Source organism: Pseudomonas sp. MF6394, assembly GCF_002018845.1.
GTDB lineage: Bacteria > Pseudomonadota > Gammaproteobacteria > Pseudomonadales > Pseudomonadaceae > Aquipseudomonas > Aquipseudomonas lactis.
In genome coordinates this window covers 84,874-107,275 of record NZ_MVOJ01000003.1, presented here as the reverse complement: position 1 = coordinate 107,275, position 22,402 = coordinate 84,874, and the positions used below count along the sequence as shown (strand labels likewise).

At 61.5% G+C, this 22,402-nt stretch carries 21 protein-coding genes and 1 pseudogene; 10 read left to right on the top strand and 12 right to left on the bottom strand.

The features are described from left to right. Nucleotides 1-25 precede the first annotated feature (25 nt). The 3 genes and pseudogenes from gmhB to glyQ all read right to left on the bottom strand — a co-directional run. Nucleotides 26-574 (bottom strand): annotated as a pseudogene (gmhB, locus tag MF6394_RS05030) (D-glycero-beta-D-manno-heptose 1,7-bisphosphate 7-phosphatase); the annotation flags it as partial. Then, nucleotides 547-2,601: a glycine--tRNA ligase subunit beta gene (glyS, locus tag MF6394_RS05025; RefSeq protein ID WP_003187261.1), complete on the bottom strand. Its 2,055-nt coding sequence runs from the start codon at nucleotides 2,599-2,601 to the stop codon at nucleotides 547-549. The gene glyS and the pseudogene gmhB, both read right to left, overlap by 28 nt. Continuing rightward, nucleotides 2,598-3,551, bottom strand: a complete 954-nt coding sequence (glyQ, locus tag MF6394_RS05020) for a glycine--tRNA ligase subunit alpha (RefSeq protein WP_003187265.1) — start codon at nucleotides 3,549-3,551, stop codon at nucleotides 2,598-2,600. Before glyQ ends, glyS begins: the two co-directional genes overlap by 4 nt. An 81-nt stretch (nucleotides 3,552-3,632) precedes the next feature. On the opposite strand from glyQ, the gene MF6394_RS05015 reads away from it, so the two are divergent. Further along, nucleotides 3,633-4,190, top strand: a complete 558-nt coding sequence (locus tag MF6394_RS05015) for a DNA-3-methyladenine glycosylase I (RefSeq protein ID WP_003187266.1) — start codon at nucleotides 3,633-3,635, stop codon at nucleotides 4,188-4,190. Between the two features lie 40 nt (nucleotides 4,191-4,230). Then, nucleotides 4,231-5,118 carry a lysophospholipid acyltransferase gene (locus MF6394_RS05010; protein WP_014716285.1) on the top strand — a complete coding sequence of 296 codons (888 nt, stop codon included), beginning with the start codon at nucleotides 4,231-4,233 and terminating at the stop codon, nucleotides 5,116-5,118. Between the two features lie 196 nt (nucleotides 5,119-5,314). On the opposite strand, the gene MF6394_RS05005 is transcribed toward MF6394_RS05010, so the two are convergent. From MF6394_RS05005 to def, 5 genes are all read right to left on the bottom strand, one after another. Then, a complete protein-coding gene (locus MF6394_RS05005; protein WP_069556950.1) occupies nucleotides 5,315-5,626 on the bottom strand; it encodes a tetratricopeptide repeat protein in 312 nt (103 codons plus the stop codon). Between the two features lie 15 nt (nucleotides 5,627-5,641). After that, a complete protein-coding gene (gene trkA / locus MF6394_RS05000; RefSeq protein ID WP_003187270.1) occupies nucleotides 5,642-7,015 on the bottom strand; it encodes a Trk system potassium transporter TrkA in 1,374 nt (457 codons plus the stop codon). 22 nt (nucleotides 7,016-7,037) lie between these two features. Beyond that, entirely contained in the window at nucleotides 7,038-8,348 is a 1,311-nt protein-coding gene (rsmB, locus tag MF6394_RS04995) for a 16S rRNA (cytosine(967)-C(5))-methyltransferase RsmB (protein WP_078466269.1), read from the bottom strand. After that, complete coding sequence (gene fmt / locus MF6394_RS04990; protein WP_047712785.1) at nucleotides 8,345-9,298, bottom strand: methionyl-tRNA formyltransferase; 954 nt, start codon at nucleotides 9,296-9,298, stop codon at nucleotides 8,345-8,347. The genes rsmB and fmt overlap by 4 nt, the downstream gene beginning before the upstream one ends. A gap of 69 nt (nucleotides 9,299-9,367) precedes the next feature. Then, nucleotides 9,368-9,874 carry a peptide deformylase gene (gene def / locus MF6394_RS04985; RefSeq protein WP_003187273.1) on the bottom strand — a complete coding sequence of 169 codons (507 nt, stop codon included), beginning with the start codon at nucleotides 9,872-9,874 and terminating at the stop codon, nucleotides 9,368-9,370. A 135-nt stretch (nucleotides 9,875-10,009) separates the two neighbouring features. Between def and MF6394_RS04980 the strand changes: the two genes are divergently transcribed. The 3 genes from MF6394_RS04980 (at nucleotide 10,010) to MF6394_RS04970 (ending at nucleotide 12,585) form a co-directional block, all read left to right on the top strand. Continuing rightward, nucleotides 10,010-10,786 carry a peptidoglycan-binding protein gene (locus tag MF6394_RS04980; RefSeq protein ID WP_078466268.1) on the top strand — a complete coding sequence of 259 codons (777 nt, stop codon included), beginning with the start codon at nucleotides 10,010-10,012 and terminating at the stop codon, nucleotides 10,784-10,786. 63 nt (nucleotides 10,787-10,849) lie between these two features. After that, nucleotides 10,850-11,953 (top strand): DNA-processing protein DprA, encoded by a 1,104-nt coding sequence (gene dprA, locus MF6394_RS04975; protein ID WP_078466267.1) that lies wholly within the window; start codon nucleotides 10,850-10,852, stop codon nucleotides 11,951-11,953. 74 nt (nucleotides 11,954-12,027) lie between these two features. Continuing rightward, nucleotides 12,028-12,585: an L-threonylcarbamoyladenylate synthase gene (locus tag MF6394_RS04970; RefSeq protein WP_003187278.1), complete on the top strand. Its 558-nt coding sequence runs from the start codon at nucleotides 12,028-12,030 to the stop codon at nucleotides 12,583-12,585. A 93-nt stretch (nucleotides 12,586-12,678) separates the two neighbouring features. Here MF6394_RS04970 and MF6394_RS04965 read toward each other — a convergent pair whose 3' ends face one another. Further along, nucleotides 12,679-13,656, bottom strand: coding sequence for a quinone oxidoreductase family protein (locus MF6394_RS04965; protein WP_044270216.1), 978 nt, complete (start codon nucleotides 13,654-13,656; stop codon nucleotides 12,679-12,681). A gap of 178 nt (nucleotides 13,657-13,834) precedes the next feature. Between MF6394_RS04965 and hemF the strand changes: the two genes are divergently transcribed. After that, complete coding sequence (gene hemF / locus MF6394_RS04960; RefSeq protein ID WP_003187281.1) at nucleotides 13,835-14,767, top strand: oxygen-dependent coproporphyrinogen oxidase; 933 nt, start codon at nucleotides 13,835-13,837, stop codon at nucleotides 14,765-14,767. Further along, complete coding sequence (gene aroE / locus MF6394_RS04955; RefSeq protein ID WP_044270218.1) at nucleotides 14,767-15,585, top strand: shikimate dehydrogenase; 819 nt, start codon at nucleotides 14,767-14,769, stop codon at nucleotides 15,583-15,585. The genes hemF and aroE overlap by 1 nt, the downstream gene beginning before the upstream one ends. Before the next feature lie 129 nt (nucleotides 15,586-15,714). Here the strand turns inward: aroE and MF6394_RS04950 are convergent, their stop codons facing one another. The 3 genes from MF6394_RS04950 to betC form a co-directional block, all read right to left on the bottom strand. Continuing rightward, on the bottom strand, nucleotides 15,715-17,283 hold the full coding sequence (locus MF6394_RS04950) for a SulP family inorganic anion transporter (protein WP_032894360.1): 1,569 nt from the start codon (nucleotides 17,281-17,283) through the stop codon (nucleotides 15,715-15,717). A gap of 123 nt (nucleotides 17,284-17,406) precedes the next feature. Further along, nucleotides 17,407-18,321, bottom strand: coding sequence for a choline ABC transporter substrate-binding protein (gene choX / locus MF6394_RS04945; RefSeq protein ID WP_078466266.1), 915 nt, complete (start codon nucleotides 18,319-18,321; stop codon nucleotides 17,407-17,409). 18 nt (nucleotides 18,322-18,339) lie between these two features. Further along, nucleotides 18,340-19,854 (bottom strand): choline-sulfatase, encoded by a 1,515-nt coding sequence (gene betC, locus MF6394_RS04940; protein WP_047712790.1) that lies wholly within the window; start codon nucleotides 19,852-19,854, stop codon nucleotides 18,340-18,342. Between the two features lie 103 nt (nucleotides 19,855-19,957). Here betC and MF6394_RS04935 point away from each other — a divergent pair, with 103 nt between their 5' ends. The 3 genes from MF6394_RS04935 to MF6394_RS04925 all read left to right on the top strand — a co-directional run bounded on the left by MF6394_RS04935 (nucleotide 19,958) and on the right by MF6394_RS04925 (nucleotide 22,401). Then, on the top strand, nucleotides 19,958-20,908 hold the full coding sequence (locus MF6394_RS04935; protein WP_003187289.1) for a choline sulfate utilization transcriptional regulator: 951 nt from the start codon (nucleotides 19,958-19,960) through the stop codon (nucleotides 20,906-20,908). A gap of 30 nt (nucleotides 20,909-20,938) precedes the next feature. Continuing rightward, nucleotides 20,939-21,265: a DOPA 4,5-dioxygenase family protein gene (locus MF6394_RS04930; protein ID WP_044270228.1), complete on the top strand. Its 327-nt coding sequence runs from the start codon at nucleotides 20,939-20,941 to the stop codon at nucleotides 21,263-21,265. 176 nt (nucleotides 21,266-21,441) lie between these two features. Beyond that, complete coding sequence (locus tag MF6394_RS04925; RefSeq protein ID WP_078466265.1) at nucleotides 21,442-22,401, top strand: 2-dehydro-3-deoxygalactonokinase; 960 nt, start codon at nucleotides 21,442-21,444, stop codon at nucleotides 22,399-22,401. Nucleotide 22,402: the final 1 nt, after the last annotated feature.

Here is a 22,402-nt window from a genome sequence, read left to right as displayed (position 1 = left end):
AGGGCGGCTAGTTGTTGATAAGTTCTGCGGCAACGGCCGCCAGATCGTCAAAAATCAAGGTGCCTACCGGCAGGTTTTTAGCCTGGGTCTTTTCGCCTTTCCCGGTTTTAACCAAAACTGGCTGAGAGTCGACGGCTTTGGCCGCCTCCAGGTCACCGAGGCTGTCCCCGACGAACCATATCCCAGCCAAGGGCACCTTGTAATGTTCTGAAATAATTTTCAACATGCCAGGCTTGGGCTTGCGGCAATCGCAGCCCTCATCCGGCCCGTGGGGGCAGTAAACCACCAGCCCCACCTCACCGCCCTGTTCGGCCACTAACGCGCGCAAACGCGCGTGCATGGCCTCCAGGGTCGCGATGTCGTAGTAACCGCGGGCGATGCCGGACTGGTTGGTGGCGATGGCCACCGTCCAGCCGGCTTTGCTCAACTGCGCGATGGCCTCGATCGAACCGGGCAGTGGGATCCACTCCTCCACCGACTTGATGTAAGCGTCGGAGTCGTAGTTGATCACCCCGTCCCGATCGAGAATCAGCAGTTTCAACATGGTCAGCCCAGTACGGAGATGTCGGCGATATTGATGAACAAGCCACGCAGGCGCGCGAGCATGGCGTAGCGGTTTTTGCGCACGCCAGCATCGTCGGCATTGATCATCACCGCTTCGAAGAACGCATCCACCGGCTCACGCAAAGACGCCAGGCGCGCCAACGCTTGCGCGTAGTCACGCTCGGCGATCAGCGGCTTCACGGCATTCTCGGCCTTGGCGATGGCCGAGTTCAGCGAGAACTCCTTGGCATCGGCGAACAGGCCCGGGTCGACTTCAGCAGTGCCGAGGTTGTCGGCCTTGCTCAACAGGTTCGACACGCGCTTGTTCACGGCGGCCAGGGCATCGGCTTCCGGCAGCTTGCGGAACGCTTGCACGGCTTGTACACGCTGGTCGAAGTCCAACGCCGAGCCCGGTTGCAGCGCACGTACCGACAGGTAGACGGAAACGTCCACGCCTTCGTCTTCGTAACGCGCACGCAGGCGGTCGAACACGAACTCCAGCACTTGCTCGGCCAGGCCGGCTTGCTTGACCTTGGTGCCGAACTGGCCGACGGCGAATACCACGGCCTGGGTCAGGTCGAGGTCCAGCTTTTTGTCGATCAGGATACGCAGCACGCCCAAGGCCGCACGGCGCAGGGCATACGGGTCTTTGCTGCCGGTAGGCAGCATGCCGATACCGAAGATACCCACGAGGGTGTCCAGCTTGTCGGCAATGGCCACGGCCGCACCGGTCAGGGTGCTCGGCAGTTCTGCACCGGCACCGCGCGGCATGTACTGCTCGTTCAGGGCCAGGGCGACATCATCCGGCTCGCCGTCGTTGAGGGCGTAGTAGTAACCCGCCACGCCTTGCATCTCTGGGAACTCGCCGACCATTTCGGTGGCCAGGTCGCACTTGGACAGCAAGCCGGCACGGGCGGCCCAGGCTGCGTCGCCGCCAATGCGTGGGGCAATGTAGGCCGCCAGCTTGGAAACACGCACGGCTTTGTCATAGACGCTGCCGAGTTTTTCCTGGAACACCACGTTTTGCAGGCGCAGGTTGAAGTCTTCCAGCTTCTGCTTCTTGTCTTGCTTGAAGAAGAACTCGGCGTCGGTCAGGCGCGGGCGCACGACTTTTTCGTTACCGGCGATGATCTGCTGTGGGTCTTTGCTTTCGATGTTGGCCACGGTGATAAAACGCGGCAACAACTTACCGTCCACGTCCAGCAGGCAGAAGTACTTCTGGTTGTCCTGCATGGTGGTGATCAAGGCTTCTTGCGGCACGTCGAGGAAACGCTCTTCGAACGAGCACACCAGCGGCACCGGCCATTCCACCAGGGCGGTCACTTCGTCGAGCAGGCTTGGCGGCACGATGGCAGTGCCTTCCTGCAGACGGGCCAGCTCTTCGGTGCGCTTGCTGATCAGCTCGCGACGCTCATTGGCGTCGGCCAGCACATAAGCGGCGCGCAGATCGTTGAGGTAGTTGGCCGGCGAAGTGATGCGCACGCTTTCTGGATGATGGAAGCGGTGACCACGGGAATCACGACCAGCCTTCTGGGCGAGGATGGTGCAATCGATGACCTGGTCGCCGAGCAGCATCACCAGCCATTGGGTTGGGCGCACGAACTCTTCCTTGCGCGCACCCCAGCGCATGCGCTTGGGGATAGGCAGGTCGTTCAGGGAATCTTCAACGATGGTCGGCAACAGGCTGGCGGTCGGTTTGCCGGTGATGACCTGGCTGAAACGCAGTTTCGGGCCACTTTGGTCGATCTCGCTCAGCTCTACGCCACACTTCTTGGCAAAGCCAAGGGCGGCCTGGGTCGGGTTGCCGTCGGCATCGAAAGCCGCCTGACGCGGTGGGCCGTCCAGGTTGATGCTGCGGTCCGGCTGCTGGGTTTCCAGCGCGGTCAGCAGCACAGCCAGACGGCGCGGCGCGGCGTAGACTTTTTTGGCTTCAAACTTCAGGCCGGCAGTCTGCAGGCCTTTTTCGATACCGGCCAGGAATGCATCGGCCAGGGTATTGAGGGCCTTGGGTGGCAGCTCTTCGGTGCCCAGTTCAACCAGGAAATCTTGAGCACTCATTGTGCAGCCTCCAGCTTAGCCAACACTTCATCACGCAAGTCCGGGGTTGCCATCGGGAAGCCCAGCTTGGCGCGAGCCAGCAGGTAGGCTTGGGCGACGGAACGCGCCAGAGTGCGTACACGCAGGATGTATTGCTGGCGTGCGGTTACCGAGATGGCACGGCGCGCGTCCAGCAGGTTGAAGGTATGGGAGGCCTTCAACACCATTTCATAGCTTGGCAACGGCAGCGGCTGGTCGAGTTCGATCAGCCGCTTGGCTTCGCTTTCATAGAAGTCGAACAGTTCGAACAGCTTGTCGACGTTGGCGTGTTCGAAGTTGTAGGTGGACTGCTCCACTTCGTTCTGGTGGAACACATCGCCGTAGGTCACCTTGCCGAACGGGCCGTCAGCCCATACCAGGTCGTAGACCGAGTCCACGCCTTGCAGGTACATGGCCAGGCGTTCCAGGCCATAGGTGATCTCGCCGGTGACCGGGTAGCACTCGATGCCGCCGGCTTGCTGGAAGTAAGTGAACTGCGTCACTTCCATGCCATTGAGCCAGACTTCCCAGCCCAGGCCCCAGGCGCCCAGGGTTGGCGATTCCCAGTTGTCTTCGACGAAACGGATGTCGTGCACCAGTGGGTCCAGGCCCACATGTTTCAGCGAGCCCAGGTACAGCTCCTGGAAGTTGTCCGGGTTGGGCTTCAATACCACCTGGAACTGGTAGTAGTGCTGCAGACGGTTCGGGTTTTCGCCGTAGCGGCCGTCAGTCGGGCGGCGACTGGGCTGCACATAAGCGGCGTTCCAGGTTTCCGGGCCGATGGCCCGCAGGAATGTAGCGGTGTGGAAAGTGCCGGCGCCTACTTCCATATCGTAGGGCTGAAGTACCACACAACCTTGCTCGGCCCAGTATTGCTGGAGGGCGAGGATCAAGTCTTGGAAGGTACGCACGGCTGGCGTAGGCTGGCTCACGAAATTCACCTGTTACTTGGGCTGCGATTTAAAGAGCGGGAGTATACCCGATTCGGCCCCGCCACCACTCCCTGGAGCCTTATGCCACGCTGCTTTTGGTGTTCTGAAGATCCGCTGTACATGGCTTATCACGATCAAGAGTGGGGAACGCCGCTGCGCGATGCGCAGGGTTTGTTCGAGTTGCTTTTGCTCGAAGGGTTCCAGGCGGGCCTGTCCTGGATCACCGTTTTACGCAAACGCGAGCATTATCGAAAGGTGTTGTTCGGCTTTGACGCGCAGCGTCTGGCGCAGTTGAGCGATGAAGAAATCGAGGTGCTGATGCAGGACCCGGGCATCGTGCGCAATCGCTTGAAGCTCAACGCTACCCGGCGCAACGCCGCGGCCTGGCTGGCGCTGGAGGATCCGGTGGGGTTGCTGTGGTCGTTTGTCGGCGGCAAACCCAAGGTCAATCACTTCAAGGATCGCAGCGACGTCCCGGCGATTACGCCCGAAGCCGAAGCCATGAGCAAAGCCTTGAAAAAGGCCGGCTTCACCTTCGTCGGGCCGACCATCTGCTACGCCTTCATGCAGGCCTCGGGCATGGTCATGGACCACACCCAGGACTGCGACCGTTACGCGGACTTGGTCAACGCCGGTTAGAATGCCGGCTTTGCGCACCACACACGATCAGGAGTGACCTGTGGAAAAGTTTAAAGGCGCCTTGCTGGTAGGCGCTCTTCGGTTGTTTGCCCTGCTGCCCTGGCGCGCCGTACAAGCCGTCGGCACGGGGATCGGCTGGATCATGTGGAAAACCCCCAACCGTTCCCGCGATACGGTGCGGATCAACCTCTCCAAATGCTTCCCGGACATGGACCCGGCAGAGCGCGAGCGCCTGGTGGGCCGCAGCCTGATGGACATCGGCAAGTCCCTCACCGAGAGCGCCTGCGCGTGGATCTGGCCGGCGCAGCGCTCTATCGACCTGGTCCGCGAAGTCGAAGGCCTGGAAGTGCTGCACGAGGCCCTGGCTTCTGGCAAAGGCGTGGTAGGCATCACCAGCCACCTGGGCAACTGGGAAGTGTTGAACCACTTCTATTGCAGCCAGTGCAAACCGATCATTTTCTATCGCCCGCCCAAGCTCAAGGCTGTGGACGAGTTGCTGCGCAAGCAGCGCGTGCAGTTGGGCAACCGCGTGGCGGCGTCCACCAAGGAAGGCATTCTCAGCGTGATCAAGGAAGTGCGCAAAGGCGGTCAGGTGGGCATTCCTGCCGACCCGGAGCCGGCTGAGTCTGCCGGCATCTTCGTACCGTTTTTTGCCACCCAGGCGCTTACCAGCAAGTTCGTGCCGAACATGCTTGCGGGTCACAAGGCGGTGGGTGTGTTCCTGCATGCCCTGCGGCTGCCGGACGGCTCGGGCTACAAGGTGATTCTGGAAGCAGCGCCGGAGGACATGTACAGCACCGATACCGCGACGTCCTGTGCGGCGATGAGCAAGGTAGTAGAGCGTTATGTCGGCGCTTACCCAAGCCAGTACATGTGGAGCATGAAACGCTTCAAGAAACGCCCACCGGGTGAGGCGCGGTGGTATTGATTCACTACTGACTTAAATTCGCTGCAAAACCAATGTGGGAGGGGACAGGCCTAATACCTGTAGGAGCGAGCTTGCTCGCGAAAAACCAATAGGCGCCGCGTTTATTCAGGAAGCACGCGTTATCGCTGAAGTTTTTCGCGAGCAAGCTCGCTCCTACAGGCAGCAGGCAAGCCCCCTCCCACATTTGAGTTCTGTATCAAGCCTGGCGATCGAGTTTCTTCAGGAACACTGCCATTTCTTTTTCGGCCTGTTTGTCGCCATGGGCCAACGCCGCTTCTATGCCTTTTTCCCAAGCGTGTCGTGCCCCAGCGTTATCACCCTGCCCCAATTGCGCCTTACCCAACAACTTCCACGCCGCCGAATACTTCGGATCGAACTCGACGCATCGCTGCAAATGCTCGGCCGCCTTGGCGTTGTCCTTCAGGTCCAGGTAACCCTTGCCCAGGCCAAAGCGCAGTAATGAATTGTCCACGCCCTTGGCGAGCATTTTTTCCAGGGACTCCAGCATCGGTTCACTCCTTGATCAGAAAAAGCTCAACCCCACGTGGAACAGCTTCTCCACATCGCGGATATGTTTTTTATCCACAAGGAACAAAATCACATGGTCTCCGGTGGCGATCACTGTGTCGTCGTGGGCAATGATCACTTCTTCATCGCGAATGATCGCGCCAATGGTGGTGCCCGGCGGTAGGCCGATATCGCGGATGGCCTTGCCGATGACCTTGCTCGACTTCGAATCGCCGTGGGCAATCGCCTCGATGGCTTCCGCTGCACCCCGGCGCAACGAGTGCACACTGACAATGTCGCCACGGCGTACGTGGGCGAGCAAGGTGCCAATGGTCGCCAACTGCGGGCTGATGGCAATGTCGATATCGCCGCCCTGGATCAGGTCCACATAGGCCGGGTTATTGATGATGGTCATCACCTTCTTCGCGCCCAATCGCTTGGCCAGCAAGGACGACATGATATTGGCTTCGTCATCGTTGGTCAGGGCCAGGAAGATGTCGGCGTCGGCGATGTTCTCTTCCATCAGCAGGTCACGGTCCGAGGCGCTGCCTTGCAGTACGACAGTGCTGTCGAGGGTGTCGGACAAATGCCGGCAACGCGTCGGGCTCATCTCGATGATCTTCACCTGGTAGCGGCTTTCGATGGCTTCGGCCAAACGCTCGCCGATCTGCCCACCGCCGGCGATGACGATGCGTTTGTAGCTTTCGTCGAGCCTGCGCATTTCGCTCATGACTGCGCGAATATTCGCCTTGGCGGCGATGAAAAACACTTCATCGTCAGCCTCGATCACCGTATCGCCCTGGGGCAGGATCGGCCGGTCACGGCGGAAAATCGCGGCCACGCGGGTTTCCACGTTCGGCATATGCTCGCGCAGCTGGCGCAGTTGCTGGCCCACCAGCGGCCCGCCGTAATAGGCCTTCACCGCCACCAGTTGTGCTTTGCCTTCGGCGAAGTCAATCACCTGAAGCGCACCTGGAATTTCGATCAGGCGCTTGATGTAGTGGGTCACCACCTGTTCCGGGCTGATCAGTACGTCCACCGGAATGGCGTCGTTATCGAACAGACCGGCGCGGGTCAGGTACGCCGCTTCGCGCACCCGAGCGATCTTGGTCGGGGTGTGGAACAGGGTGTGGGCGACCTGGCAGGCGACCATGTTGGTCTCGTCGCTGTTGGTCACGGCCACCAGCATGTCGGCATCGTCGGCGCCGGCCTGGCGCAGCACCGTCGGAAACGACGCGCGGCCTTGCACCGTACGGATGTCCAGGCGGTCGCCCAGGTCGCGCAAACGCTCGGAATCGGTGTCGACCACGGTGATGTCGTTGGCTTCACCGGCCAAATGTTCGGCCAGCGTGCCACCGACCTGCCCTGCTCCAAGGATGATGATTTTCATCCGGTCACTCCCTTAAAACCATTCAGCCGCGTGCGGCGGCGATCTTGATCAGTTTGGCGTAGTAGAAGCCATCGTGCCCGCCTTCTTGCGCAAGCAGTTGGCGACCGTGGGCCTGCTTGATGCCGGCCGTGGTAGCGAGGTCCAGCTCACGCGCGCCGCTGGTGCGGGCGAGGAAGGCTTGGATGACCTCGGTATTTTCGGTGGGCAAAGTGGAGCAGGTGGCGTAAAGCAGGATGCCGCCGACTTCCAAGGTGGGCCACAGCGCGTCGAGCAGTTCGCCTTGCAGCACCGCCAAGGCGGCAATGTCGTCGGGCTGGCGGGTCAGCTTGATGTCCGGATGACGGCGGATCACGCCGGTGGCCGAGCAAGGGGCGTCCAGCAGGATGCGCTGGAAGGGCTTGCCGTCCCACCAGGCGGCGGTGTCGCGGCCATCCGCGGCGATCAGCTCGGCGCTCAAGCCCAGGCGCGTGAGGTTTTCCCGCACGCGCACCAGGCGCTTGGCTTCAAGGTCCACCGCGACTACACCGGCCAGGCCTTTTTCCACTTCAAGGATGTGGCAGGTCTTACCGCCGGGCGCGCAGCAGGCATCGAGTACACGCTGGCCGGGGGCGAGGTCGAGCAAGTCGGCGGCCAACTGCGCAGCTTCGTCCTGCACACTGATCCAGCCTTCGGCAAAGCCCGGCAGGCTACGCACATCGGCAGCCGCTTCGAGCACGATGCCGTCCGTGCTGTACACACAGGGCGTGGCGTTGATGCCAGCGTCTGCCAGTAACTGCAAATACGCGTCACGGCTGTGGTGGCGGCGGTTGACCCGTAGGATCATCGGCGGGTGCGCATTGTTGGCCGCGCAGATAGCCTCCCATTGCTCGGGCCAGAAGGCTTTCAGGGATTTTTGCAGCCAGCGCGGATGGGCCGTGCGCACCACCGGATCATGTTCCAGCTCGGCCAGCAGGGCTTCGCTTTCGCGCTGGGCGCGGCGCAGCACGGCGTTGAGCAGGGCCTTGGCCCAGGGTTTTTTCAGTTTGTCGGCGCAACCGACGGTTTCACCGATGGCCGCGTGAGCGGGCACGCGGGTGTAGAGCAATTGGTAGAGACCCACCAGCAACAGCGCCTCGACATCCGCGTCCGCCGCTTTGAACGGTTTTTGCAGCAGCTTGGCGGCCAGCGCAGACAACCGTGGCTGCCAGCGGGCAGTGCCAAAGGCCAGGTCCTGGGTGAAACCGCGATCCCGGTCTTCTACCTTATCCAACTGCGTCGGCAGCGAACTGTTCAGCGAAGCCTTGCCGTTGAGGACGGCGGCGAGAGCCTTGGCGGCGGCCAGACGTGGGTTCATTGAGTGACCACCCCAAGCGTGGTGCCCAGGGCGAATTTCTCACGACGGCTATTGAACAAATCGCTGAAGTTCAGCGCCTTGCCGCCGGGCAATTGCAGACGCGTCAGGCACAGCGCCTGTTCACCGCAAGCCACCAACAGGCCGTCTTTGCTGGCGCCGATGATCTCGCCGGGAGCGCCTGTGCCATCGGCCAGGGTCGCGGCCAACACTTTCAAGGCTTCGCCGTTGAGGGTGCTGTGGCAGATCGGCCATGGGTTGAAGGCACGTACCAGGCGCTCCAGCTCCACGGCCGGGCGGCTCCAGTCAATGCGCGCTTCGTCCTTGTTCAGCTTGTGGGCGTAGGTGGCCAGGCTGTCGTCCTGGATTTCGCCTTGCAGGGTGCCGGCAGCGAGGCCGGCGATGGCCTGGATCACAGCGGGCGGGCCCAGCTCAGCGAGGCGGTCGTGCAGGCTGCCGCCGGTGTCTTGGGCGGTGATCGGCGTGGTGACCTTGAGCAGCATCGGCCCAGTATCCAGGCCGGCTTCCATGCGCATCACGGTCACGCCGCTCTCGCTGTCGCCGGCTTCAACGGCGCGTTGAATCGGCGCCGCACCGCGCCAGCGTGGCAGCAGTGAAGCATGGCTGTTGATGCAACCCAGGCGCGGGATATCCAGCACCGCCTGGGGCAGGATCAAACCGTAGGCCACCACCACCAGCAGGTCCGGTTTCAGCGCGGCCAGTTCGGCCTGGGCCTCGGCGTTACGCAGGGTCGGCGGCTGCAACACGGGAATGTTGTGCTCCAGCGCCAACTGCTTGACCGGGCTCGGCATCAGTTTTTGCCCGCGACCGGCCGGGCGATCCGGCTGGGTGTACACCGCGACGATGTCATAAGGGCTGGCAAGCAGCGCCTTGAGGTGTTCGGCGGCAAATTCAGGAGTGCCGGCAAAAACAATGCGCAATGGCTCGGTCATGGGAGTTCTCGGTTAAAAACAGTCACAAAAGAAAAAGGCTTGCCGCAGCAAGCCTTTGGAAGAAGGGCATCAGGCTTGCTGGCGATGCTTTTTTTCCAGCTTCTTCTTGATGCGGTCACGCTTGAGCGTGGACAGGTAATCGACAAACAGCTTGCCGTTGAGGTGGTCGCATTCATGCTGGATGCACACCGCCAGCAGGCCTTCGGCAATCAGCTCGAAAGGCTTGCCGTCACGGTCCAGCGCCTTGATCTTCACGCGCAGCGGGCGTTCCACATTCTCGTAGAACTCCGGCACCGACAGGCAGCCCTCCTGGTATTCGCCCATCTCTTCGGTCAGCGGTTCGAACTCAGGGTTGATGTACACCCGAGGTTCGCTGCGATCTTCCGACAGGTCCATGACCACGACGCGCAGATGCACGTTGACCTGGGTCGCGGCGAGGCCGATGCCTGGGGCTTCATACATTGTTTCAAACATGTCATCGACCAACTGACGAACCTTGTCGTCCACTACGGCCACCGGCTTGGCGATCGTGCGCAGGCGCGAGTCGGGAAATTCGAGGATGTTCAAAATAGCCATAAGCGTAATTGCTGCACATGTGAGGAAGAGACAAATCGGCGGTGGGATGGACCCATACGGCCGGTGTGAAACGCTCGGAAGCCGCGAAGGCCATGGCATTTCACGCGAACGCACATAATAAAGGAGATTCACCCCATGAGGAAATCGCTACTCGTCTTGCTGCTGTGGGCCCCGTTCGCCACGGCATTGATTGCGCAACCCACTGAGCGTCTGGATCAGGCCGCGCAACAGGCCATCCAACATTTTTTACTGCACAACCGTATTTTTGACTCCCCCCACGACCTGGACAAAGCGCCTTACATTATTGCCGCGCAAGGCGGGCGCGTGCTGGGTGCCAATGACGAGCATGTGCATGCCCGCGGTAGCCTTGACCCGGCCCAGCCAAGCTACGGGATCTTTCGGCGGGGCAAGGCCTACACCGACCCCCATACTCAGGAGCTGTTGGGTATCAATGCCGACGATATCGGCACTGCGCGCTTTGTGCTCGCTGACAGCCTCACCACCCTCGCAGTGCAACGGGTGACCCAGGAAGTTCGCCCAGGTGACCGCTTGTTGCGCGCCGAGCCTCCCGCTGCTTTGCCCAACTTGGAACCCTTAAAACCCGCACCCTTCATTACAGGGCACATCATCGACATCCCCAAGGGCGTCACGCAGATTGGCGTGCTCGACGCTGTGACCCTCAACAAGGGTCGCCGCGATGGATTGGTGGAAGGCCAACTGCTCACAGTGATCAAGGCTGGCGCCACCGTGCGAGACGCCCTCACCGGCACGCCCACTCCCCTCCCGGATGAGCGAGCCGGCACCCTGTTGGTGTTTCGCACCTATGAAAAGCTCAGCTATGCCCTGGTGCTCAGTGCTTCACGGTCGCTGGCCGTGCAAGACCGTTTCGAGACGGCTGATCAAGCGCAATAAATAGCCTGCTAAATAAGTTACCAACAGAGTTATCCACAGCTTGTTCCGGTCAAGGATGATCATATGAATCCGATAAACAGTAGCGATATTTCCCCGGCAGAGCTGGAAGCCAGGCTACGCTTGCACAGGCTGCCAGAACTGGGGCCCAAGCGTTTTCACGTATTGATCCAAGCCTTTGGTTGCGCTTCCAAGGCCCTGAGTGCTCCCGCCAGCGCCTGGCGTTCCCTCGGTTTGCCCGCCATCAGTGCCGAGGCCCGACGTAGCCCCAAAGTACGTGACGGTGCCAGTGAGGCGTTAGCCTGGCTGGCGCGCCCGGCCCAGCATTTGCTGATGTGGGACCAACCGGATTACCCGGCATTGCTCGCGCAGATCGACGATGCGCCGCCGCTGTTATTCGTTGCGGGCGACCCCGGTATTCTGGAAAAACCACAGTTGGCCATGGTCGGTAGCCGGCGTGCCTCGCGCCCAGGCATGGATACGGCAGCGGCCTTTTCCCGCAGCCTGGCGAGCGCCGGTTTTGTCATCACCAGTGGGCTGGCGGTGGGCATTGATGGCGCGGCGCACCAGGCGGCATTGGACGTGGGCGGCCATACCATCGGCGTGCTTGGCACTGGCCTGGAAAATTTTTATCCACAGCGCCATCGCAAGCTCGCCGCGGCGATGATTGCCCAAGGCAGCGCCGTGGTTTCCGAGTTTCCGCTGGATGCCGCGCCCCAGGCCGGTAATTTCCCAAGGCGCAACCGGATCATCAGCGGGTTGTCGTTAGGCGTGCTGGTGGTGGAGGCCAGTGTCGCCAGCGGCTCGCTGATCACCGCACGCCTGGCCGCGGAGCAAGGGCGTGAGGTTTACGCGATACCGGGTTCCATCCACCACCCCGCCGCCAAGGGCTGTCATCAACTGATCCGTGATGGCGCGGTGCTGGTGGAAACCATCGAGCACATTCTTGAAAGCCTGCGCGGTTGGCAGCGGTTGTCCCATGCTGCGCCGGTGCCCGTGACCCATCCGCTGGTGGCGCTATTGCACGCGGCACCGCATAGCAGCGAAGCCTTGGCGATTGCCAGCGGCCGGCCGTTGTCCCAAGTACTGGCCACCCTTACGGAGCTGGAGTTAGAGGGCCAGGTGATTTGCGAAAGCGGGCGCTGGCTGGCGCGGTGTCCGCTTTTGTAGTGGCCCGTTTTTGGCGCTAGGTTTTGTAACGAAGATCGGTAAACTGCCCAGAGCTTTAGTCCGGAGAGTAAACAATGGTCAACAGGTGGCGTGTGCTGGAAGCCGCACGGGAAATTCGCGCAGGCGCAGTGATCGCCTATCCGACCGAAGCGGTCTGGGGCCTGGGCTGCGACCCGTGGAACGAAGAAGCAGTGGATCGGCTGTTGGCGATCAAGAACCGCTCGGTCGACAAAGGCCTGATCCTGGTGGCGGACAATATTCGTCAGTTCGACTTTCTGTTTGAGGATTTCCCGGACACGTGGGTCGAACGCATGGCCAGCACCTGGCCAGGGCCGAATACCTGGCTGGTGCCCCATCAAGACTTGCTGCCCGAATGGGTCACGGGTGTGCACGACACCGTCGCGTTGCGGGTCAGTGATCATCCGCTGGTGAGAGATTTGTGCGCCGAGGTCGGCCCGTTGATTTCCACCTCGGCCAACCCCCAGGGCCGCCCGGCAGCCCGCACGCGGATTCGCGTGGAGCAGTATTTTCGCGGGCAAGTGGACTTGGTGTTGGGCGGCGCCTTGGGTGGGCGCAAGAACCCGAGCCTGATTCGGGACCTGGTGACGGGTGATGTGGTGCGCCCCTCCTGAGACCGCAGTGCACTCATCGCAGGCAAGCCAGTTCCCACATTTGATCAGTGTTCGCCGTCAAATGTGGGAGCTGGCTTGCCTGCGATGAGGCCCTTAAGGCAGCAGAATGGTTGAGCCAGTCGTGCGCCGCCCCGACAACTCCGTCTGCGCTTTGGCCGCCTCCGCCAGCGGGTAGCGCTGGTTGATATCAATGCGCACCTTGCCGCTCTTGATCATCGAAAACAGATCGTCCGCCATCGCCTGCAGGTTCGCTGGATTGTTCGCATAGGTCGCCAAAGTCGGCCGGGTGACGTACAGCGAACCCTTCGCCGACAGAATCCCCAGGTTCACCCCGTCCACCGCCCCCGACGCATTGCCGAAACTCACCACCAAACCCCGCGGCGACACGCTGTCCAGTGAGGTCAGCCAGGTATCTTTGCCGACGCCGTCATATACCACCGGGCACTTCTTGCCGTCAGTCAATTCCAGAACGCGTTGTGCGACATCTTCCTTGCTGTAGTCGATGGTTTCCCAGGCGCCCAGCGATTTGGCCAAAGCGGCTTTTTCCGGGGAGCTGACGGTACCGATCAACTTCACCCCCAAAGCCTTGGCCCATTGGCAGGCCAGGGAGCCCACGCCACCGGCGGCGGCGTGGAACAAAATGGTTTCACCGCCTTTGAGCTCATAGGTTTGGCGCAGCAGGTACTGCACGGTCAGGCCTTTGAGCATGGCACCGGCGGCCTGTTCAAAGCTGATCTCATCCGGCAGGTGCACCAGGTTGGCGGCGGGCAACACGTGCGACTCGCTGTAGGCACCCAGCGGGCCGCTGCCGTAGGCCACACGGTCGCCGACTTTGAATTGGCTGACTTCACTGCCAACGGCATCGACTACGCCAGCACCTTCCGCACCCAGACCCGATGGCAGGGCCGGCGGCGCATAGAGGCCACTGCGGAAGTAGGTGTCGATGAAGTTCAGGCCGATCGCCTCGTTGCGCACCCGAACCTGCTGTGGGCCAGGTTCCGCTGGCGTGTAGTCCACATATTCAAGTACGTCGGGGCCGCCATGGGCGCTGAACTGGATACGTTTGGCCATCTGCACTTCTCCTTGGGTTCGAATCTGCGTAGCCCCCTATCGGACTCCTAAGCTTGATCTTCGTCAACTGCCGCGCACCTAAGTGCAGTGGCATCTAAGCGCAGTGGTATCCTGTGCGCCCATTTGCCGCCGACGCCCCATGGGCCTCGCGTAGCTTTGCCCGATTCAAGGTGATGCCATGACTACCCGCACCGAGGCCGTTAAAGCCTACCTGCTTGACCTGCAAGACCGCATTTGCAGCGCCCTGGAAACCTTCGAGACGGACACTCGCTTTATCGAAGACGCCTGGACCCGGCCAGCCGGCGGTGGCGGTCGCACCCGTGTGATGGAAAACGGTTCGGTGATCGAAAAAGGCGGTGTCAACTTTTCCCACGTGTTCGGCAGCGGTTTACCACCGTCTGCCAGTGCCCATCGCCCCGAGCTGGCCGGCCGTGGGTTTGAAGCGCTTGGCGTGTCACTGGTGATCCATCCGCATAACCCGCATGTACCGACTTCCCACGCCAATGTGCGGTTTTTCATCGCTGAAAAAGAAGGCGAAGAACCGGTGTGGTGGTTCGGGGGTGGCTTCGATCTCACCCCGTATTACGGCAATGAAGAAGACTGCATTCACTGGCACCGCGTGGCCGAGCAGGCCTGTGCGCCGTTTGGCCCGGATGTGTACGCACGCTACAAGGCCTGGTGTGACACCTACTTCCACATCAAGCATCGCAACGAGCCCCGTGGCATCGGTGGGCTGTTCTTCGATGACTTGAACGAGTGGGGCTTTGACACCTGCTTCGCCTTCATCCGCGCCATCGGCGATGCCTACATCGACGCCTACCTGCCGATTGTGCAGCGTCGCAAGGCCATGGCGTACACCGAGCAACAGCGCCAGTTCCAGGAGTTCCGCCGGGGCCGCTACGTTGAGTTCAACCTGGTCTATGACCGTGGCACGCTGTTCGGCCTGCAATCGGGCGGGCGTACGGAGTCGATCCTGATGTCGCTGCCACCCCAGGTACGCTGGAGCTACGACTGGAAGGCCGAAGCTGGCAGCGAAGAGGCGCGCCTCACCGACTACTTCCTGCAAGACCGTGACTGGCTCGGCGTTGCCGCGCCCAAGGCGGCGGTGTGATGGACCGTTATGTCGTGTTCGGCAACCCCATCGGCCACAGCAAATCGCCGCTGATTCACCGTCTGTTCGCCGCCCAGACCGGCGAGCAGCTGGACTACAGCACAATGCTCGCGCCGTTGGAGGACTTCACCGCCTGTGCCCGAGAGTTTTTCCAACAGGGCCGGGGCGCCAACGTGACCGTGCCGTTCAAGGAAGAGGCCTATCGCCTGGCCAATACCCTGACCGAACGAGCCCAGCGCGCCGGTGCCGTGAACACCTTGAGCAAACTGGCTGACGGCACCTTGTTGGGCGATAACACCGACGGCGCGGGCCTGGTGCGCGATTTGACGGTCAATGCCGGGCTGACCCTGCAAGGCAAACGCATTCTGTTATTGGGCGCCGGTGGCGCGGTACGCGGTGCGCTGGAGCCGTTGCTGGCGCAGCAACCCTCGTCGTTGATCATCGCCAACCGCACCGTGGAAAAAGCCGAGTTACTGGCTGAGCTGTTCGATGACCTGGGCCCGGTGTCTGCCAGTGGTTTCGACTGGCTGCGTGAGCCGGTGGACGTGATCATCAATGCCACGTCGGCCAGCCTGTCAGGCGATGTACCGCCGATTGCCGGCAGCCTGATCGAGCCGGGCAAGACCTTCTGCTACGACATGATGTACGCCAAGCAACCCACCGCGTTCTGCCGCTGGGCGAGCGAGCAAGGCGCGGCGGTGGCGATGGATGGCCTGGGCATGCTGGTGGAACAAGCGGCGGAAGCCTTCTTGCTGTGGCGTGGTGTGCGGCCGGATTCGGCGCCGGTACTGGCCGAACTGCGCCGGCAATTGGCCTGATTCCACACTCTGATGTGGGCACCGTTAATGTGGGAGCTGGCTTGCCTGCGATAGTATAGGTCAGTTACCCATGTGCTGGCTGACCCACCGCTATCGCAGGCAAGCCAGCTCCCACAGTTTTGATCGGGTTCAGTCTTCAAAGTCGATGGGGCAGTTATCGGGCCCGTCGAGCTTTTTCAGCTCCTCAACCACCTGCGGCCTGGCCCCACGCAACGTCAAGCTACGGCCCAACCCCGCCAACCGCCGTGCCTCCTGGTGCAGCATCTCCACCCCGGAATAGTCGATAAAGTTGATCTGCTGCGCCTCGATCACCACCCGCTCGCCCTGCAAGCGTTGCAAGCGCACTTGCAGGTAATGGCTGGCGCCAAAAAAGATCGAGCCGCCTACGCGCAACACATCTGCCTCACCGTCGCGCCAGTGTTGAACCCGTGGCTGCGAGGTACGCTTGAGGTAGAAAAACAACGACGCCAGCACCCCGGCGTAGATCGCCGTTTGCAACTCCAACAACAAGGTGGCGACGCAGGTCAGGCTCATCACCACGAATTCGGCGCGGCTGACCCGGAACAGCGCGCGAATGCCGCGGTGGTCCACCAGGCCCCAGCAAATCAGCAGGATGCTCGCCGCCATGCTCGGGATCGGAATATGCGCGATCAACGCTGCGCCAAATAACGCGAATAACGCCACCCACAGGGCCGAAAACACCCCCGCCAGCGGCGAACAGGCGCCCGCCTCGTAACTGAGGCCCGAGCGGGTGAATGATCCGGCTGACAGGTAGCCGGAAAAAAATCCGCCCACGATGTTGGATAAACCCTGGGCGCGAACTTCCTGGTTGGCGTCGAGCAGTTGTTGCGAGCGGGCCGACAGCGAGCGGGCAATCGACAGGCTGGTCACCAACCCCAGCATCCCCACCGCCACGGCGCTTGGCAGCAGGCGCAACACTAGGTCCAGGTCCATCGGCAACGGGCTGAACGGCGGCAATTTGCCGATAAACGAACTGACCCGTGCCACATGCCCGAACATCGCCGGCCACAGCCATGCCACTAGGCTGCCCAACACCAAGGCGATCAACAGTGTCGGCCAGCGTGGCACCAGGTACTTGAGCAGCATGCCTGCCAGCAACGTCCCCAGCCCCAGGGCCAGGGATGCCTGATCCCACTCGCCACGATGATCAATCAACGCCAGCAGGCTGTTGATAGCCGTGGCCTGGCTGGGCAAATCCAACCCGAGCAGGTTGGGCAACTGCCCCAGGGCAATCACCACAGCGGCGCCCAGGGTGAAACCCAGCACCACCGAATGGGAGACGAAGTTCACCAACGCGCCGAAGCGCAGCAGGCCGAGTAACCATTGGAACACCCCGGCGAGGAAGGTCAGCAACAGGATGAGGGTGATGTAGTCCTGGGAGCCTGGCACGGCCAATGGGCTGATGCTGGCGTAAAGCACGATGGAGATGGCGGCCGTGGGCCCGCAGATCAGGTGCCAGGACGAGCCCCACAGGCACGCGATCAATACCGGGATGATGGCGGCGTAGAGCCCGTATTCGGGTGGGAGGCCTGCGATCAATGCGTAGGCAATCGACTGCGGCAGCGCAAGCACCGCGCCGCTGAGGCCGACGATGGCATCCCGGCCGACGCTGGCGCGGGTTTGGCGCGGCAGCCAGCGCAGGAAGGGCAAGAGTGTATGGCGGGTGGGCCGGGGCATGAGTCGCTCGAAATACTGTAGGAGCGAGCTTGCTCGCGAAGAAGGGTAACGATAACGCGTGCTGTCTGAAAAAACGCGGCGTTTTCGAGTTCTTCGCTGGCAAGCCAGCTCCTACAAGGAGGATTAGAGTTTGGCTTTTACCGCTGGCAACGCCTCCTGGCCATCCAGGGTTTTCACGCCCTCCAGCCACTGGTCCAGCACCGCCGGGTTGGCCTTGATCCACGCCTTCGCCGCCTGCGCATTGCTGACCTTGTTGTTGGCCACGTCGGCCATGATGCTGTTCTCCATGGCCTGGGTGAAACTCAGGTTGGTCAGCAATTTGCCGACATTGGGGCAGGCTTGTGCGTAGCCCTTGCGGGTCAGGGTATACACGCTGCCGGTGGCGCCAAAGTACTGCTCGCCGCCCTTGAGGTAGTGCATTTTCAGTTGCACGTTCATCGGGTGCGGAGTCCAGCCGAGGAAGGTGACGAAACGCTGTTTCTTCACCGCTCGCGAGACCTCTGCGAGCATCGCCTGTTCGCTGGACTCGATCAGCTTCCACTGCCCCAAGTCGAAATCATTTTTCTTGATGATTTCCTGCAACGAGATATTGGCTGGCGCGCCGGAGCCGATGCCGTAGATCTTCTTGTCGAACTTGTCGGCAAATTTATTCAGGTCGGCAAAGTCATGCACCCCGGCGTCCCACACATAGTCCGGCACGGCGAGGGTGAACTCGGTGCCCTCCAGGTTCTTCGCCAGTTGCACCACATCGCCGTTGGCCACGAACTTGTCGTAGAAGCCTTGCTGCGCCGGCATCCAGTTGCCGAGGAAGACATCCACCTGGCCGTCTTTCAGCCCGCCGAAGGTAATCGGCACTGCCAGCGTGTCGACCTTGGGTCGGTAGCCCATGCCCATCAGCAGGAAACTGGTGATGGCGTTGGTGGCGGCAATATCGCTCCAGCCTGGATCGGCCATCTTTACCGTTTCGCAGCGAGTGTCTGCGTACACCTGGGCGCTGCTGAGCACCACCAAACTCAGTACCACGGTCAACTTTTGCATGGCCTTCCCTCTGTCTACTTATTGGTTTTGGCAGGGTTGTGGAAAACGTGCCTTGCGCTCCAGGTCATCGAGGTCGATATGGTTGCGCATGTACTGCTGACTGGCGTCTACCAGTGGCTGGTGATCCCAGCTCTTGAGTTTGCCTTGGGTCAGCGCTTCAAACACCAGGCGGCGACGGCGTTGGCTGGCGAGCACCTGTTGATGGATCGCCGGGATGTCCCATTTCGCCCGCGCTTCACGCACGAACGCTTCGAACAGCGAGCGATGTTCGGCTGACTGGCTGAGGTTTTCCTGCTCGTTCGGGTCGTTGTGCACATCGAACAATAGGCAAGGATCGTCCTCGCTGTAGATGAATTTGTAGGCGCCCCGGCGAATCATCATCAACGGGCTGACGGTGCCTTCGGCCATGTATTCGCCAAACACTTCGTCATGCCCGCCCTGCCCTTGCAAGTGCGGGACCAGTGAGCGGCCGTCCAGCGGCAAGTGCGGGTCCAACGTGCCGCCGGCCAATTCCACCAGGGTCGGCAACAGATCGGCGGTCGATACGGCCTGGGTGACGCGGCCAGCGGCGAACTGCCCCGGCGCACTGACCAGCAGCGGCACGCGGGCGGCCATTTCAAACCAGTGCATTTTGTACCAGAGGCCGCGCTCGCCAAGCATGTCGCCGTGGTCGCCGGAGAAAATGATCAGGGTGTCGTCGGCCAGGCCGGTGTCCTCCAGGGTCTGCAGCAGCTTGCCGACGTTGCTGTCGATGTAGCTGCAGGCACCGAAGTAGGCGCGGCGGGCGTCGCGGATCTTATCCACCGGCAGCGGTTTGTCCCACAAGTCATAGACCTTGAGCAGCCGCTGGGAATGCGGGTCGAGGTCGGCCTGGGGCGGCGTCGCGGGCATTGGAATCTCGGTGTCGGCGTACAGGTCCCAGAACGGCTTGGGAATGGTGTACGGGTCGTGGGGATGGGTCATCGACACGGTCAGGCAGAACGGCTGGCTGCCCTCCTCGCGGATATGATCGAACAGGTATTGCTGGGCCTTGAACACCACCTCTTCGTCGAAATCCAGCTGGTTGGTGCGCACACACGGGCCGGCTTGCAGCACCGAGGACATGTTGTGATACCAGGTAGGGCGTACGTCTGGCTCATCCCAGTTCACCGCCCAGCCGTAGTCGGCGGGGTAGATGTCGCTGGTCAGGCGTTCCTCATAGCCGTGCAACTGGTCGGGGCCGCAAAAGTGCATCTTGCCCGACAGCGCAGTGCGGTAGCCGAGGCGACGCAGGTAGTGGGCATAGGTCGGTACATCGGCGGGGAAATCGGCGGCGTTGTCGTAGGCGCCGATCTTGCTCGGCAATTGGCCACTCACCAGGGTGAAGCGCGACGGTGCGCACAACGGGCTGTTGCAATAGGCGGCGTCGAACACCACACCTTGCGCCGCCAGGCGGCTGAGGTTGGGCAGCTTGATCGGGGAAGGCCCGTAGAACGGCAGCATCGGCGCGGCCATCTGATCGGCCATGATGAAAAGAATGTTCTTGCGCTTCATGGTTTCTCGGCATTCCATAGGCGGTGTTTATGCCAATGAGCATGCGGTCCATGAATACATGGGTAAAGCCCATGCGCGGCAATGACTAGGATAAGTTGAGCTTATGTATGAAGCGCTGGGTGACCTCTCTCTCGATTTGCTGCGAGCCTTTGAGGCAGCGGCACGCCATCGCAGTTTCACCGCGGCCGCGATGGAACTGGGCACCACCCAACCGGCGGTCAGCCAGCAGATCAAGCGTCTTGAAGAGCAACTGGCGATCCGCCTGTTTGACCGCATTTATCGCGGCATCGAACTGACCGACGCCGGCGCCCTGCTGTTCGAGCATGTGCAAGGCGGCCTGCAAAACATCAACCAGGGCCTCGGCGCCATCACTCAACAAAGCCAGCATGAAGTGCTGCAAGTCGCCACTGACTTCGCCTTTGCCGCCTATTGGCTGATGCCGCGCCTGCATCGCTTCCACCAGGCCAACCCGCAGGTGGATGTCAGCCTAGTCACCAGTGAGCGCAACCACGCCACCCTGCGCAGCGATATTGATGTGGCGGTGCTGTTTGGCGATGGCCGTTTCAAGCAGGGCGAGAGCCTGTGGTTGTTCAATGAGGAAGTGTTCCCGGTGTGCAGCCCGCAGTGGCTCAAGGAACAAGCTGCGCCCCTGACGGTGCAGACCTTGCAAGGCTGCCCGTTGCTGCACCTGCGCCAGGAAAACAACAGCCAGTGGTTCGACTGGAACGGCGTATTCCGCGAACTGGGTATCACCGCTGCGCCGACACCCGGGCAATTGCGCTTCGACAACTACACCTTGCTGATCCAGGCCGCGATTGCCGGCCAGGGTGTCGCCATCGGCTGGCGCCACCTGGTGGATAACCTGCTGGAGCAGAATTGGCTGTGCCGACCGATCAGCCCCACGGTGACGTCGCGATTTGGCTATTACGTGGTGCAGCCCCAGCGCAAACGCCGTGGGCAGTTGGTGGACCGCTTTGTCGAGTGGCTGGTGGCGGAACAGGCCAGCAGTGCGCAGTCGTTGACCGGGCTGGCCCTGCCGTCGATTGCGGTCTAGGATCGGCGCACAGTGGAACCGGAGTCCGTCATGCAACGTATCAAGGGCTACCACGCCCATATCTACTTCGACGCCAGTACGATCGAGCAGGCGCGCAGGCTCTGTGAAGACGCCGCCAGGCTGTTCCCGTTGCGTATGGGCCGCGTGCACGAGCGGCCCGTAGGCCCGCACCCGGATTGGAGTTGCCAGCTGGCGTTCGAGCCGGAATATATCGGCGTGGTGTTGCCATGGCTGGCGCTGCACCGTGATGGTCTGGTGGTGTTCCTGCACCCGGAAACCGGTGATGACCTCAAGGACCACACCGATTACGCCATCTGGATGGGCGCGATGCGCGAATTGGACCTGTCGATTTTTTAACCATCCCTACCCGATAAACCCGCATCTTTCCCTAAGTAAAAACCGGAAGGGTTGTGGGATTTATCTTCTCGAATCTCATTATATGGGATTGATATTTATATATTGAGATATCCAGCTCCCTAGGTTTATATTCGCCCATCTGCTTTTTTCAGCACCCACTCATTTCAGGTGAAGCGATGCAGGCGCAATTGATCGCGCTCGATTGGGGGACCAGCTCCCTTCGTGCTTACAAACTCGGCCCCGCGGGCGTTGTGCTGGAACAGCGCTCGCTGGCTACCGGCATCATGCATTTGCCCACAGAGCCTCGGGAAATTGCCGGTGTGCTGTGCACCGACGGCTTTGAACTGGCGTTCGATAGTGCCTGCGGCGATTGGCTCGACGCCCAGCCCGGGCTGCCGGTGATCGCGTGCGGCATGGTCGGCAGCGCACAGGGTTGGAGCGAGGCGGCCTATCGCAGCACGCCCGTGGATGTCGCCAGCCTTGGCCAGGCGTTGCATGGCATACGCAGCCTGCGCGGGGTGCAGGTGCACATCGTGCCGGGGGTGATCGAGCAAGTGGGGCTGCCCAATGTGATGCGCGGCGAAGAAACCCAAGTGCTCGGCGTGCTGCAAGGGCTTGGGCCCCAGGTGTTGATCGGCCTGCCCGGCAGCCATTCCAAATGGGTCGAGGTGGTGGAAGGCCGCATTACCCATTTCGATACCTTCATGACCGGCGAAGTGTTTGCGGTATTGAGCAAGCACAGCATTCTGGGGCGCACCCAACAGGCCAGCGAACAGTTCCAGGCCGATGCGTTTGATCGAGGCGTGCACGTGGCGCTGTCCAACGATGGCCAGCGTGGCGTGCTCTCGACCCTGTTCAGTGCCCGTACCCTTGGGCTCACTGCGCAGCTGGCGCCCGACCAGCAACCCGATTACCTGTCCGGCCTGCTCATAGGCCATGAACTCGCCGGCCTGCCAGATTCCGCCAAACACCAGCCGATCATCCTGTTCGGCGCTGCTCCACTCTGCGCCCGCTATCAACGTGCCCTCGCCCTTTGCGGATTTGCCCACGTCAGCCTGGCGCAAGAAGCCACCGAGCGTGGCCTGTGGCAACTGGCGCAAGCCGCCGGGCTCATTCGACCTGTACTGGAGGCCTGAC